Consider the following 13512-nt stretch of genomic DNA (forward strand, 5'->3'; position numbering starts at 1 on the left):
CCGTTCTTGACAGTCGGACCGTTCACTCGGCTGTGTTAATGGACCGCGTGATCTGGTCGTGACATGAGCGCGCGGACTTCTCCTCGTACACGCCGACGCTGAGCTGCCTGCTGCGCGCGAGCGAACGCCCGGTCCCGGAGTCCGGAACCCCGCTGGTGGCAGCGGGTTCGGCGGAGATGGTGGCCCGCGAGCTGCCGCGGCAGAACCAGGTCCTGGCCAAGAGCTGGCCGTCAGCGGAGATCGCGGCAGTGGAAACGACGAACGCGGCGGAGATGCTGCGCATGATCCCGAACCACCCGTGGCTGCACGTCTGCGAACCGAGCTCGCAGTTCCCGACGCAACCGGCGGCGGGCATGCTCCTGGACCGCGAAGCCCCGCAGCGCCCGCTGGGCCTGGTCGAGCTCGGCCAGATCTCCTTGGACGAAGCGGAGTTCTGCTACCTCGGCCAGTGCGCGACGGCGGCCGACGAGCCCTGCGCGGCGGCGGTGTCCCTCCCGGCGGCGCTGGGCTTCGCGGGCTTCACCCACGCCATCGGCACCCTGTGGGAGGTCGACGAGGACAGCGCGGTGGCGATCCACTCGGACGTCTACGCGGACCTGTTCACCGACCACTTCGACACCGACCGAGCGGCCTACGCCCTGCACAACGCGGTCCGCCAGCTCCGGGCCCACTACCCGGACGAGCCCTCCCGCTGGTCCGCCCACGTCCACATCGGACCGTGAGCGGTTCGGGGTGCTATGGCGCCCCGAAACGCTCACGAGGGCTCAGCGGAGGGTGATCTGGCTGATCTTCCAGGTGTCGCCCTGCTTTTCGGCGCTGACCGAGATCTGGGCCGGACCCGCGTTCTCGCCGGGGGCGTTGGCCCGCCTGGCGTGCTGGTCGACGAAGAGCAGCAGCTCCGCGCGGTCGCCCTGGAGGCGGGTCACGGAGCGCTCCTTCACCGTGGTGGTGACGATCAGCTGCTGCTGCGGGGCCTGGTCCTTGACCACCGAGAACAGCTCTTGGTAGCGCTGGACCGCCGGGCCAGTCAGCAGGTCCCGCGCCGCCGTCTCGGTCTTGGCCGTGTCGTTGAAGTCGTAGGAGAACAGCTTCTCCACGGCGTCGGAGACCTGACCGGTGACCTCGCTGGTCTCCCCGGCCGACACCAGCGCCTCGTTCGCGGCAGCACCGGTGTAGCGCGCCGAGTAGGCCTCGACGCCGAACCAGACCGCCAACGCGGCGAGCACGACGGTGGCGGTCCACAACGCCCAAGCGGGCTTGCGCGCAGTAGCACCGGATTCGGCGTCGTCCGAAGCTCCACCGGAGTCGCTCGGCTCCGCCGCCGGAGCGCTCTCCGCTTCCGCTTCGAGCACCGCGACACCGGTCGCCGACCGCTCGGCGGCTTCCGCCGCCGCGGCTCCACCGGCGTCCGCCACGGCTTCGCCGCGCTCCGCCGCGACCTCGTCGACCTGCTCCGGCTCCGCCTCCGCGGGCTCCCGACGCTCCGCTTCCGCCGAAGCTCCGCCATCGGTCGGCTCCGCCTCCGCGACCTCCGCCGAAGCTCCGCCGCGATCAGCCGGCTCCGCCTCCGCCGAAGCTCCACCGCCATCAGCCGGCTCCGGCATCGCCTCCGCGACCGCCTCCACAGCCTCCGCCGGGGCTCCGCCGGAATCCGCCCGCTCCGGCTTCGCCTCCGCGACGGCATCACCGCCGGCGGCTCTGGTCGGGACGTCTTCGTTGTGCGTCGGGCGGTTTCGCAGGCCCGCGACCTTGGGGCGGCGGGGTTGCTGCTTGCCGGGGCGGCGGTTGGTTGGCACTTGGGGGTACTCCTCGTGTTGCTCGCGCGGTCCGCCGTCAGCCCACCGGCACCAGGCCGAGGGCGCTGAGCTTCCAGGTGTCGCCTTCGCGGGTCAGTTCACCCTGGTAGCGGTCCTGCTTGGTGGCCGGTTGTTCCCCCTCGACGTTCACCGTCACCTGGAGGACCGCGATCATCCGCGCTTTTCCGGCTCGATCGTCGAGTTCGACGATGCCCGAGTCGAGGACGCGGGCCGTCGTGGTGCTGCGCTTCTGCTCGATCTGGGTCGCGTAGTCCTTGCGGCTCTGGCGGATCTCGTCGCGCAGCGGGCCGGTCGAGTGGTCCTCCCAGCTCTGGAGGCCGCGTTCGACGTCCCGGTAGTCCAGGGTGTTGAAGTTGATCATGGCGTTCTGCCCGTCGCGCAGCGCTTCGTCGCGCACCTCGGCGTAGGCGATCGAGGAATCGTTGGCCGCCAGGGCCCACGAGACCCCGGTGACCAGGCACGCGACCAGGCTCACCGCGAACAGCACCAGGCTGACGACCGGGCGCCGTCGGGTTCCTGCGGACATTCTCCGGCTCCTCTCCTACTGCCCGGGTGCATTCTGCGCGCCGCGCACCGAGGTCTCGCTACCCGGGGGCTCCGCGCAGTGCGCCCCGGTGTTGACCGGGACCGGGTCCATCTCGATGCCGTTGCGGCGGTCAGTCTGCTCGTAACCCTTGGTGCAGGGCAACGGGTCGAACGCGTTGAGCACCAGGCCGAAGTGCGCGGTGCCGTCGCCGGGCACCACGGATCGGCTCGGGGTCACGACCGCCGGGTAGAGCACGAACGCGTGCTCGATGCCGTCGACGTGCTTGGCGATCAGCTGCGAGGTGCTGGTCAGGTTGGTCAGCAGCGGGGTGAGCTGCTGGTTGTCGTGGATGAGCCCGCTGATCTGCTGGGCGGCCGGCGGGGCCTTCTGGATCACCGCGCGCAGGTCGCCGTCGGAGTTCTTCAGCTGCTCGGAGATCAGCCGGAGGTCGCGGCCGAAGGACTTGATCGACGAGCCCTGCTCGTTCTGCGTGGCCAGCACGGTCTTGCCGTCCTCGAGCAGCTGCACGGTCTGCGGCAGGTGCTGCTGGGCCGTGGAGATGAACTCGCGGCTGGTGTCCACGATGGTCTGCAGGTTGCCGCCGTTGTTGCGGAACGCCGTGCCGAGCTCGCTGACCACGGTGCGCAGCGATTCCTCCGGCACCGAGTTGGCCAGCCCGTCCAGGTTGGTCATCAGCGTTTCGACCGGCAGCGGTGTGGTCGCCGACTGCTGGGTGATCACCGAACCCTGCTCCAGGTACGGGCCGTCGTCCCGCTTGGGCTGCAGGTCCACGTACTGCTCGCCGACCGCGGACCGGTTGGTCACCACGGCTTCGACCTCGTTCGGGATCTGCGGGGCGCTGGGTTCGATGTCCAGCGGGATGTTCACCCCGGAGCTGGTGAGCTCGATGGTGCCGACCCGGCCGATCGGCACGCCGCGGTAGGTGACCTCGGCGTTCTCGAAGACGCCGCCGGTGTCGGCGAGCTTCAGCGTGACCACGTAGCCGCGCGGGCCGAACAACCGGTCCAGCCCGGCGTAGCGGGCGCCGGCGAAGCTGACGCCGACCAGGGCGATCGCGACGAACGCGATGATCTGCAGGCGAACTCGACGGGTGAGCATCAGCGGCCACCTCCCAGCAGCGAGCCCAGCAGGCCACCGCCGGAGTCCTTCTGCGGATCACCGGGTGGCGGTGGTGGCGGGGTGTTCTGCCCGGCCGACGGCGCCAGCGGCAGCGGCAGCTTCTGCACCGCGTCCGGCAGCGGGATCAGCGGCTGCCTGCTGCGGCCGAGGTTCTGCAGGATGTCGGTGAGGTTGAGGTTCACGTTGGTGTAGAGGTTGACGTAGTCGCTGTTCTGGATGCCGTCCGTGACGTTGTCCGGGAACGGGTACGTCAGCAGGACTTCCAGCGACTTCGGCAGGTTGTCCCCGGCCGCGGTGAGCTGCTGGAGCACCGGGGCGAGCTGGTCGAGGTTGTGCACCAGGTCGTCGCCGGAGCGGTTGACCACGTCGGTGGCGACCACGGAGAGCCGGTCCAGCGCCTTGAGCATGTCGACCAGCTGCGTGCGCTGCTCGTTCAGCACCCGCAGGCCCGGTTCCAGGTCGCGCAGCGCGGTGTCGATGCTGCCGCGCTGCTCGTTGATCCGGGCGCTGAGCCGGTTGATGCTGTCCAGGGCGCGGGTGATGTCGTCGCGCTGGGCGTCCAGTCCGGACACCAGCTGGTCCAAGTTGGACAGCAGGCCGCGCAGGTCGGACTCGCGTCCTTCCATCGCGGCGTTGAGCTCCTTGGTGATGCTCTGCAGCTGGGCGACACCACCGCCGTTGAGCAGCATGGACAGCGCGCCCAGCACCTCTTCGACCTCGGGGTTGCGGCCGGTGCTCGACCGGGCGATGACGCTGCCGTCGGCGAGCTTGCCGACCGGCGGCTGCGATTCGGGCGGTCCGGCGAGCTCGACGTACTTCTCGCCGAGGAGGCTGGACTGCCGCAGCCGGGCGGTGGCGTTGGCGGGCAGCTTCACGTCGCCGTTGACCAGCACCGTCACCTCGGCGTCCCAGGAGCCGTCGGCGAGCCCGATGTCGCTGACCCGGCCGACCGGCACGTCGTTGACCCGGACACCGGCGTTGGGCACCAGGTCCAGCACGTCGCTGAACTGCACCTTCACCTCGTACGGGTGGTCGCCGACATCGGCCCCACCGGGCAACGGCATGTCGTAAACCCCACGAGAACTGCACCCGCCCAACACCACGAGAGCCATCGCCGCAGCCGCGCCAACCCGCCACGCGCGCCGCTTCCCCGGCGTCCGGTGGTCCGCAGTTTCAATTGAAACTGCGGTCTCCCGTGAGGGGCCGGGCGCAGTTTCCATTGAAACTGCGGTTCCCCGTGCTCGGATGAGCGGTTCCGGACCGGTGCCCCGGCGGAGTCGGTGGAGGTTCATCGGGTGCCTCCCTGCGGGGAAAGTGGGAGCGGCAGGTTCGGCAGCTTGCCGTTCTGGATGGCGTTCAGCGCCTCCGCCGGCGTCGGCAGCTTCGCGACGCCGTCGATGACCGGTTGCAGCGACTGGCAGGCGTCGCTGACCTCCTTCGGCACGTCGGCCGGGGCCTGCTGCTCCAGCAGCTTGCACACCGCGACCGCCGGCGGCTGGGCCAGCTCGTTGATGGCGATCCGGGTGTCCAGGGTTCCGGAGGACCCGTTGTAGACGTTGCTGAGGTTGGACAGCGCCAGCGGCGAGTTCACCAGCGACTCCCGCAGCGCTTCCTTCTGCTTCACCAGGACCTCGGACACCCCGTGCAGCTGGTCCACGTTGGACTTCACCAGTTCCCGGTTGTCCCGCACGAAGGACTCCACCTTGCCCAGCGCGACGGCGAGCTCGGCCATCGCCGCGCCCATGTCCTCGCGCTCGCCCGCCAGGAACCCGCTGACCTGCTGCATCTGGGTGTTGAACCGGCGCACCTGGTCGTCGTTGGCGGCCAGCATCGAGGTGAACTTCTGCAGGTTGTCGACGGTGGCGAACAGCTGATCGCTGTTGCCGGACAACGTGGTCCCTGCTTCGCCGAGGTTGCGGATGGTGTCCGAGAGCGCCTGCCCGTTGCCGTCGAGGTTGGCCGCGCCGGTGTTGAGCAGGTCAGTCAGCGCGCCGTCGGCGTTGGCCCCGTTCGGGCCGAGCGCGCTGGACAGGTCGTTGAGGCTGCGGTAGATCGAGTCCAGCTCGACCGGGGTCGCGGTGCGCTCCTTCGGGATCACCGCGCCGTCCTCGAGCGTCGGTCCGCCCTTGTAGACCGGGGTGAGCTGCACGTACCGGTCGCTGACCACGCTCGGCGCGACCGCCACCGCGCCCGCGTCGGCGGGCACGTCGACGTCGCGGTCCACGCTCATCACGACCCGCACCAGCTTGCCCTGCGGGACCACTTCGTCGACGGTGCCGACCGGGACGCCGAGGACCCGGACGTCACCGCCCGCGTAGATGCCGACGGCGGCGTTGAAGTAGGCGGTGACCTTGCGCTCGGCGGCGCCGAAGAACAGCCACCAGATGGCGGCGGCGACGACGAGCACGAGCACCACCGCGATCGACAGCACCCGGGTGAGCGAGGGGCGTGCGCTGGTCATGGCTGGCAGCCCTTCTGGTTGATCGGACCGACGGCGGGCGGCAGCAGACCGCAGACGTAGCTGTCGAACCACCGGCCGTTGCCCAGGACGTTGGAGAACAGGCGGGTGAACGGCGCGAACATCTCCAGGCTCCGGTTCAGGTTGTCCTGGTTGCGCTGCAGCATCTTGGTGACCCGGTCCAGCTGCTGCAGGGTCGGGCCGATCTGCGCGGCGTTGTCGTCGACCAGGCCGCTGAGCTGCTGGGACAGCTGGCGGGTGCCGTCCAGCAGCTGGCTGATCGAGTCGCGCCGCGCCCGGATCTCCTCCAGCAGGAGGTTGCCGTCGGCGAGCAGCTTCTCGAAGTCGCCGTTGCGGTCGGCGATGGTCTTGGACACCTGCGCGGTGTTGTTCAGCAGGTGCTCCAGCTGCTCGTCGCGCGAGGAGATGGTCTGCGACAGGCGGGAGAGCCCGTCCAGCGCACCGCCGACCTCCTCCGGGGTGTTGGAGAACGTCTGCGACATCGCGCGGAAGCTGTCCGCCAGCTGCTTGGTGTCGACCTTGTCCACAGTGGACGACAGGTCGCTGAAGGCGTTGATCACATCGTAGGGCGACATGGTGCGCTGCAGCGGGATCGGCTCGGACGGATCGGCCTCCTTGCCGCCCTGCGGGTCCAGCGCCAGGTACTTCTGCCCGAGCAACGTCTTGATCTTGATCGCCGCGGTGGTGTGGTCGCCGATCCAGGCGTCGTTGACCCGGAAGCTGACCAGCACGTGGCCGTCCTCCAGCTCCACGTCGGACACCGTGCCCACCTTCACCCCGGCGATGCGCACCTCGTTGTCCGGCCGCAGCCCGGCCGCCTCGGTGAACTGCGCGGTGTAGGTGGTGCCGCCGACCAGCGGCAGCCGCTCGAAGTTCATCGCGAGCACGAACATCATCACCAGCACCAGCAGGCCGCCGATGCCGATCTTGAGCGGGTCGCGCTTGGAGAAAGCTGTCATCGCTGGCACCTCGGCTGGGACACCGGCTGCAGCGGCAGCGGCAGGTTCAGCTCACCGACGCCCACGGTTCCGGTCATCTTGCAGTTGAAGAAGTTGAACCAGGAGCCGTGCGACGCCGTCCGGGTCAGCATCTCGACCTTGCCCGGCATGTTCTGCATCCACCGCTCGACCAGTTCCTGGTTGTCGTTGAGGTTCTTCGACAGCGAGCCGAGCCCGGCGATGTCCTGCTGCAGCCCCGGACGCGCCTCGGTGAGCAGCCCCGCGGTGCTGTTGGTCAGGCCGTCCATCGCGGTCACCGCGTCGCCGATGGCGTTCCGGTCCTCGGACAGGCCCGACACCACCTGGCGCAGCTGGCCGATCAGCTCGGACAGCTGCTGGTCGCGGGCGTTGACGGTGTCCAGCACCCCGTTGAGGTTGTCGATGACCTGCCCGATCACCTGGTCCCGGGAGGCGATCGTCGAGGTCAGCGAGGCGGTGTGGGCCAGCAGGCTCTCCACCGTGCCGCCTTCGCCCTGCAGCACCTGGATGATCTCGTACGAGAGCTTGTTGACGTCCTCCGGCGAGAGCGCCTGGAACAGCGGCTTGAACCCGCCCAGCAGCACCGTGAGGTCCAGCGCCGGTTTGGTGCGCTCCAGCGGGATCGTCGAACCGGGCTGCAGCACGCCGGTGTCGCCGGGCCCCGGCTCGAGCGCGATGTAGCGCTGGCCGACCAGGTTCCGGTACTTGATGGTGGCCGTCGCGGTGGCCGGCAGCGGCCGGTCGGCGACGTTGAACTGCACCTCGGCGACCCGCCGGTCGACCAGGTCGATGCTCTCCACCTCGCCGACCTTCACACCGGAGATGCGCACCTCGTCGCCCACGTTGAGGCTGGTCACGTCGGTGAACCGCGCGTTGTAGGTCTTCGCCGAGCGCAGGTCCTTGTTCGCGATGGTCAGCACCAGGACTCCGGTGGCCAGCACGGTGACCAGCACGAAGATCAGGAACTTGACCAGCGGTCCGGTGATGCTGCGACCGTTCACCGGTAGCTCACCTCCGCTCCGCGCAGGACCGGGCCGACCAGCAGCGAACCCCACTCGGGCACGTCAGCTGCGTCGCGGCCGATCGCCGGGGCCAGCACCATCGACACCATGTCCCGCTCCGCCGGGGAGTTCACCCACTGCGAGGACGTGCCCGCCGGCAGGTAGCCCTCGCCCGCCTGCGGCGGGTTCTGGCCCTGGTCGACCTGGCGCGACGGCGCGGGCGGGGTCGCACCGTCGTTGAACGGGCCGTCCGGCGGGTACTCCGGGAACGGGTCCGGTGCGGGCAGCAGGTTGTAGCAGCGCGGACCGCGCTTGTCGCCGAAGATCGGCTCGTCCTGGTTCGGGCGGTACTTCCCGCGGTGCGCCACGACCTCCAGCGTGATGTGCAGGCCGGGCTCATTGGTGCCCTCGCCGAACACCTTCCGGATGCGCGGCACGTAGTCCGCCATCTCGTCCAGGAAGCACTTGTACTCCGGCGAGTACTTCGCCAGCACGTCCAGCGTCGGCCGCTGCGCCTCGCCGAGCTGGATGAGGTTGTTCCGGTTGTTCTTCAGGAACTCGGTGGTGTCGCCGGCCGTGGTGGTGAGCTGGCCGGTGAGGGTCTTGAGGTTCTCCCGCTGGTCCACCAGGGTCCGCGCCGTCGTGCTGAAGTTGTCCAGCGCCTCCAGCACGTCCGGGGCGGCGTCCTCGTAGGTCTGGGCGACGCCGACCATTTCCTTGAGGTTGCGCTGCAGGTCCGGCACCGACGGGTTGAGGCCGTCGAGGTAGGTGTTGAGCTGCGACAGCGTCTCGCCCAGCTGCTTGCCGCGCCCGGAGAGCGCCTGGTCCAGCGCGTTCAGCGTGACCGCGAGGTCGTCCGGGTGCACCGCCTGCAGCACCGGCATGGTGTCGGCCAGCACCTTCTCCAGCTCGATGCCCGCGCTGGTGCGGTCCTGCTCGATGACGTCCCCGGCGGCCAGCGTCGTGGTCGAGGCCTGGTCGGGCAGCTCCAGCGAGACGTAGCGCTCGCCGAACAGCGTGCGCGGCAGCAACCGCGCCGAGACGTTGGACGGCAGGTGCTGGACCTTGTCCGGTTCCAGCGCCAGGTGCAGCTCGGCACCGTCCCCTGTGGACTTCACGTCGACCACGCGGCCGACGACCATGCCGCGCACCTTCACGTCCGAATCCGGCAGCAGCTGGTTGCCCGTCGACGCGGCCTTGAGCACCACGTCCACGCTGGACGTGAACGCCTTCTGGTAGGACGCCACGGTCAGGCTGACGAACAGCACCATGCACATCAGGAACGCGAGGCCCGCGACCCGGCGGCGAACGATCTTCCCTCGGGTACTCATCCGGTGATCCGAACCGTCGTAGTGGTGCCCCAGATCGCGAGGCTGAGGAAGAAGTCCAGCAGCGCGGTGGTCACGATCGCGGTCCGCACCGCACGACCCACCGCAATGCCGACTCCGGCCGGGCCTCCGCTGGCCCGGTAGCCGTAGAAGCAGTGCGTCATGATCACCACGACGCTGAACACCAGCACCTTCCCGAAGGACCACAGCACGTCTTCGGGAGGCAGGAACAGGTTGAAGTAGTGGTCGTAGGTGCCCGCGGACTGGCCGTAGAGGTAGATCGTGACGCCGCGCGCCGCGACGTACGAGGTGAGCAGGCCCAGCACGTACAGCGGGATCACCGCGATGAACCCGGCGATCACCCGCGTGGTCACCAGGTACGGCAAGCTCGGCACACCCATCACCTCGAGCGCGTCGATCTCGTCGGAGATCCGCATCGCGCCGAGCTGCGCGGTGAACCCGGAACCGACCGTCGCCGACAGCGCCAACCCGGCCACCAGCGGCGCGATCTCGCGGGTGTTGAAGTAGGCCGAGACGAACCCGGCGAAGGCCGAGGTGCCCAGCTGGTCCAGCGCGGCGAAGCCCTGCAGACCGACCACGGTGCCGGTGAACAGGGTCAACCCGATCATCACGCCGACCGTGCCGCCGATGACCGCGAGCGCACCGCTGCCGAAGCTCACCTCGGCCAGCAGCCGCAGCGTCTCCTTGGCGTAGCGCGTGATCGCGCGCGGAATCCACACCAGCGACCGCACGTAGAACGACAGCTGGTCGCCCAGGTCGTCCAGCAGTTGCAGCGGCCGCCGGGCCGCGCGCTTGGCGCGCTGAGAGATCGTCACCATGTCACTTCCCCAGGCGGCCGGATCACATGCCCTTGGGGGGCACGAGTTGCAGGTAGAGCGTGGTCAGGACGAAGTTCACCGCGAACAGCAGGAGGAACGTGATCACCACCGACTGGTTCACCGCGTCCCCGACGCCCTTCGGGCCGGGCGGTGGGTGCAGGCCGCGGTAGGCGGCCACCACCCCGGCCAGGAAGCCGAATATCAGCGCCTTCAGCTCGCCGATCCACAGGTCGGGCAGTTGTGCGAGCGCGTTGAAGCTCGCCATGTAGGCGCCGGGCGTACCGCCCTGCATGATCACGTTGAACGTGTAACCGCCCAGCACGCCGACGACGCTGACCATGCCGTTGAGCAGCACCGCGACCAGCATCGCGGCCAGCACCCGCGGCACCACCAGGCGCTGGATCGGCGAGATGCCCAGCACCTCCATCGCGTCGATCTCGTCGCGGATCGTCCGCGAACCCAGGTCCGCGCAGATCGCCGAACCACCGGCACCGGCGATCAGCAGCGCGGTCACGATCGGGCTGGCCTGCTGGATGATCGCCAGCACGCTGGCCGCACCGGTGAACGACTGCGCACCGATCTGCCGGGTCAGCGACCCGAGCTGCAGCGCGATCACCGCGCCGAACGGGATGGACACCAGCGCGGTCGGCAGGATCGTCACGCTCGCGATGAACCAGCACTGCTGGATGAACTCGCGGAGCTGGAACGGCCGCTTCGGCAGCGACCGCATGACGTCCAGGCCAAGCGCGAACAAGCGCCCGGTCTCGCGCAAGCCGCCCGCGCCCGGGAACTGCGCCTGCGAAGGCGAACTCACTGCTCACCCCGCTTGCGTCCGAACCACCGGCGACGCGACTCGGCCGGTTCCGGCTCCGCCTCCGACGCGCCGGCGGCCCACGGCGGAGCCTCCGGGTCCCGGGGGTGCGGCGACGGGCGCACCTGCTGCGGCACGTCGGCGACCTCGGACTGCGGCAGCGGCTGGGCCGGGGGCTGCGGTGCCTGCGGCCGGACCGGCTCGGTGTGCTGCTGCGGCCACGCGGGTTCGCCGCTCTGCGGCCAGGCACCGGTCGCGGGAGCCGAGTGCCCGTAGAGCGCGAGCTCCTCGGGCGTCAGCGTCTTCAGGATCTCCTGCTGCGCCGACGGCGCCAGCGTGCCCAGCTGCCGCAGCACCCGGTCCTTCCGGCGGCGCACCGCGGAGCGCTCCGGCATGCCGGGCGTGACCTCCAGCTGCGCCATCATCGGCGGCACGGACAGCTCGTTGAGCCGCGCCAGCTCGTTCTCGCCGGCGTCCTTCTCCTCGCTCATCCCGATCGGCCCGTCCGGGCGACCGTTGAGGAACTGCACCACCACCGGCTCCGGCGAGGTCAGCAGCACTTCGCGCGGGCCGTACATCACCAGGTGCCTGCGGTAGAGCATGCCGATGTTGTCCGGCACGGTGCGGGCGGTGTTGATGTCGTGGGTGACGATCAGGATCGTCGCGTCGATCTGCGCGTTGAGGTCGACGATCAGCTGGTTCAGCAGCACGGTGCGAACCGGGTCCAGACCCGAGTCGGGCTCGTCGACCAGGATGATCTCGGGGTCCAGCACCAGTGCGCGGGCCAGACCGGCGCGCTTGCGCATACCGCCGGAGATCTCGCCGGGCAGCTTGTCCTCGGCGCCGAGGAGACCGACCATCTCCATCTTCTCGAGCACGATCCGGCGGATCTCGGACTCGTTCTTGCGGGTGTGCTCGCGCAGCGGGAAGGCGATGTTGTCGAAGAGGTTCATCGACCCGAACAGCGCACCGTCCTGGAACAGCACGCCGAACAGCTTCCGGACCTCGTAGAGCTCCTTCTCCGGGCAGGTGCAGATGTCGACACCGTTGATGACGACCTTGCCCTCCTCCGGCTTGAGCAGACCCACCAAGGACTTCAGGAAAACCGACTTCCCGGTTCCCGAAGGCCCCAGCAGCACGCTGATCTCGCCGGGAGGAAGCGTCAGCGTGACGTCCCGCCAGATGGTCTGCGAGCCGAAGGACTTCGACAGCCCATCGACAACCACCTCGACGCCCATCCGCACCTCCGCGTCCTCGAATTCAACTCGGCCGGGCCACCCCGAAGACGCAGCCTGGCACATGTGACGCGGACAACGAAGGTCATCAGCGTCACACCTGTGCAACGAGCTCGACGCGAAGGGGTTACTCGCCAGTTCACTTGAATTGCCGAGGAATCTGGATTCGTCCGAATGACCGGGATTCGCAATTCCACGAAGCAAAAAAGGACGGGCACCCGCAACTGCGGGTACCCGTCCTTTCACCGTGAGTCAGGAGGAGGAATCACTCCTCCGAAGCCCGTGACCGAATTCCGCGGAGCGGGGTTCGGTCACGGGCTTCGGCTCACTTCAGGGAGACGGAGGCGCCAGCCTCTTCCAGCTTGGTCTTGGCCTCTTCGGCCTTCTCCTTCTCGACCTTCTCCAGGATGGCCTTCGGAGCGCCCTCGACCAGCTCCTTGGCCTCCTTCAGGCCCAGACCGGAGACGATCTCGCGGACGACCTTGATGACCTGGATCTTCTTGTCGCCGGCACCCTCGATGATGACGTCGAACTCGTCCTGCTCCTCAGCGGCCGGAGCAGCACCAGCGGCGCCCGGGGCGGCCACGACGGCGGCCGGAGCGGCGGCGGTGACGTCGAAGGTCTCCTCGAACTGCTTCACGAACTCCGACAGCTCCAGGAGGGTCATCTCCTTGAAGACGTCCAACAGCTCTTCGTTGCTCAGCTTCGCCACGGCGGCGTTCCTTTCAGTTCAGTCCCCGAGCGCCGACGGCACCCGGGAGGGGAGTTCTTGCGACCGACAACTGCATCCCACGGGGGACTCAGGCGTCGGCGTCGCTGCCCTTCTTCTCCTGCAGGGCAGCGGCCAACCGAGCCACCTGGGACGCCGGCGCGGCGAACAGCGCGGCGGCCTGGCCCATCTTGGCCTTCATCGCACCGGCCAGCTTGGACAGCGTGACCTCGCGCGAGTCGAGGTCGGCGATGCTCTCGACCTCGGACACGGACAGCGCGCGGCCGTCCATGTAACCGCCCTTGATCACCAGGGACTGGTTGTCCTTGGTGAACTCCTTCAGGGCCTTGGCAGCGTCGACCGGCTCGCCCTCGATGAAGGCGATCGCGGTCGGGCCGACGAACAGGTCGTCGAGACCCTCGACGCCCGACTGCTCGGCGGCACGCTTGACCAGCGTGTTCTTCGCGACACGGTACGTCGCGCCCTCGCCGAGGGCCCGGCGCAGCTTGGACAGCTGCGCCATGGACAGCCCGCGGTACTCGGTCACGACCGCAGCGGTCGAAGTGTTGAACTTCTCAGCGATCTCGGAGACCGCATCGACCTTGTCGGGTTTCGCCATGTCGCCTCCTCTCTATCTCCGACTGTGATCC

General features: G+C 69.0%; 14 protein-coding genes. 1 reads left to right on the forward strand and 13 read right to left on the reverse strand.

Features of this window, described 5'->3' with window-relative positions; all coding sequences use genetic code 11:
- The first annotated feature begins 155 nt into the window (after nt 1-155).
- Entirely contained in the window at nt 156-722 is a 567-nt protein-coding gene (locus tag ABTZ89_RS24800; RefSeq protein WP_351048761.1) for a CHAT domain-containing protein, read from the forward strand.
- 42 nt (nt 723-764) lie between these two features.
- On the opposite strand, the gene ABTZ89_RS24805 is transcribed toward ABTZ89_RS24800, so the two are convergent.
- From ABTZ89_RS24805 to rplJ, 13 genes are all read right to left on the reverse strand, one after another.
- Entirely contained in the window at nt 765-1796 is a 1032-nt protein-coding gene (locus tag ABTZ89_RS24805; RefSeq protein WP_351048764.1) for a hypothetical protein, read from the reverse strand.
- 37 nt (nt 1797-1833) lie between these two features.
- Nucleotides 1834-2343 (reverse strand): Rv1363c family protein, encoded by a 510-nt coding sequence (locus ABTZ89_RS24810; RefSeq protein ID WP_270947571.1) that lies wholly within the window; start codon nt 2341-2343, stop codon nt 1834-1836.
- A gap of 15 nt (nt 2344-2358) precedes the next feature.
- Nucleotides 2359-3462, reverse strand: a complete 1104-nt coding sequence (locus ABTZ89_RS24815; protein ID WP_351048771.1) for an MlaD family protein — start codon at nt 3460-3462, stop codon at nt 2359-2361.
- Nucleotides 3462-4595, reverse strand: a complete 1134-nt coding sequence (locus tag ABTZ89_RS24820; protein WP_351048774.1) for an MCE family protein — start codon at nt 4593-4595, stop codon at nt 3462-3464. Before ABTZ89_RS24820 ends, ABTZ89_RS24815 begins: the two co-directional genes overlap by 1 nt.
- Nucleotides 4596-4771: 176 nt before the next feature.
- Nucleotides 4772-5944 (reverse strand): MCE family protein, encoded by a 1173-nt coding sequence (locus tag ABTZ89_RS24825; RefSeq protein WP_270947568.1) that lies wholly within the window; start codon nt 5942-5944, stop codon nt 4772-4774.
- The gene (locus tag ABTZ89_RS24830; RefSeq protein ID WP_270947567.1) at nt 5941-6921 is read right to left on the reverse strand and encodes an MCE family protein; all 981 of its coding nucleotides are present in this window, start codon (nt 6919-6921) and stop codon (nt 5941-5943) included. Before ABTZ89_RS24830 ends, ABTZ89_RS24825 begins: the two co-directional genes overlap by 4 nt.
- Nucleotides 6918-7940, reverse strand: coding sequence for an MCE family protein (locus ABTZ89_RS24835; protein ID WP_270947565.1), 1023 nt, complete (start codon nt 7938-7940; stop codon nt 6918-6920). The genes ABTZ89_RS24830 and ABTZ89_RS24835 overlap by 4 nt, the downstream gene beginning before the upstream one ends.
- A complete protein-coding gene (locus tag ABTZ89_RS24840) occupies nt 7937-9271 on the reverse strand; it encodes an MCE family protein (protein ID WP_270947563.1) in 1335 nt (444 codons plus the stop codon). The genes ABTZ89_RS24835 and ABTZ89_RS24840 overlap by 4 nt, the downstream gene beginning before the upstream one ends.
- A complete protein-coding gene (locus tag ABTZ89_RS24845; protein WP_270947561.1) occupies nt 9268-10107 on the reverse strand; it encodes an MlaE family ABC transporter permease in 840 nt (279 codons plus the stop codon). Before ABTZ89_RS24845 ends, ABTZ89_RS24840 begins: the two co-directional genes overlap by 4 nt.
- A gap of 22 nt (nt 10108-10129) precedes the next feature.
- Complete coding sequence (locus ABTZ89_RS24850; protein ID WP_270947558.1) at nt 10130-10921, reverse strand: MlaE family ABC transporter permease; 792 nt, start codon at nt 10919-10921, stop codon at nt 10130-10132.
- Nucleotides 10918-12156, reverse strand: coding sequence for an ABC transporter ATP-binding protein (locus tag ABTZ89_RS24855; protein WP_270947557.1), 1239 nt, complete (start codon nt 12154-12156; stop codon nt 10918-10920). Before ABTZ89_RS24855 ends, ABTZ89_RS24850 begins: the two co-directional genes overlap by 4 nt.
- A 322-nt stretch (nt 12157-12478) precedes the next feature.
- Nucleotides 12479-12865, reverse strand: coding sequence for a 50S ribosomal protein L7/L12 (rplL, locus tag ABTZ89_RS24860; RefSeq protein WP_270947556.1), 387 nt, complete (start codon nt 12863-12865; stop codon nt 12479-12481).
- Between the two features lie 88 nt (nt 12866-12953).
- The gene (rplJ, locus tag ABTZ89_RS24865) at nt 12954-13481 is read right to left on the reverse strand and encodes a 50S ribosomal protein L10 (RefSeq protein WP_270947555.1); all 528 of its coding nucleotides are present in this window, start codon (nt 13479-13481) and stop codon (nt 12954-12956) included.
- Nucleotides 13482-13512: the final 31 nt, after the last annotated feature.

Origin of the sequence: Saccharopolyspora sp. NPDC002686, from assembly GCF_040295745.1 — a bacterium.
Lineage (GTDB): Bacteria > Actinomycetota > Actinomycetes > Mycobacteriales > Pseudonocardiaceae > Saccharopolyspora > Saccharopolyspora oryzae.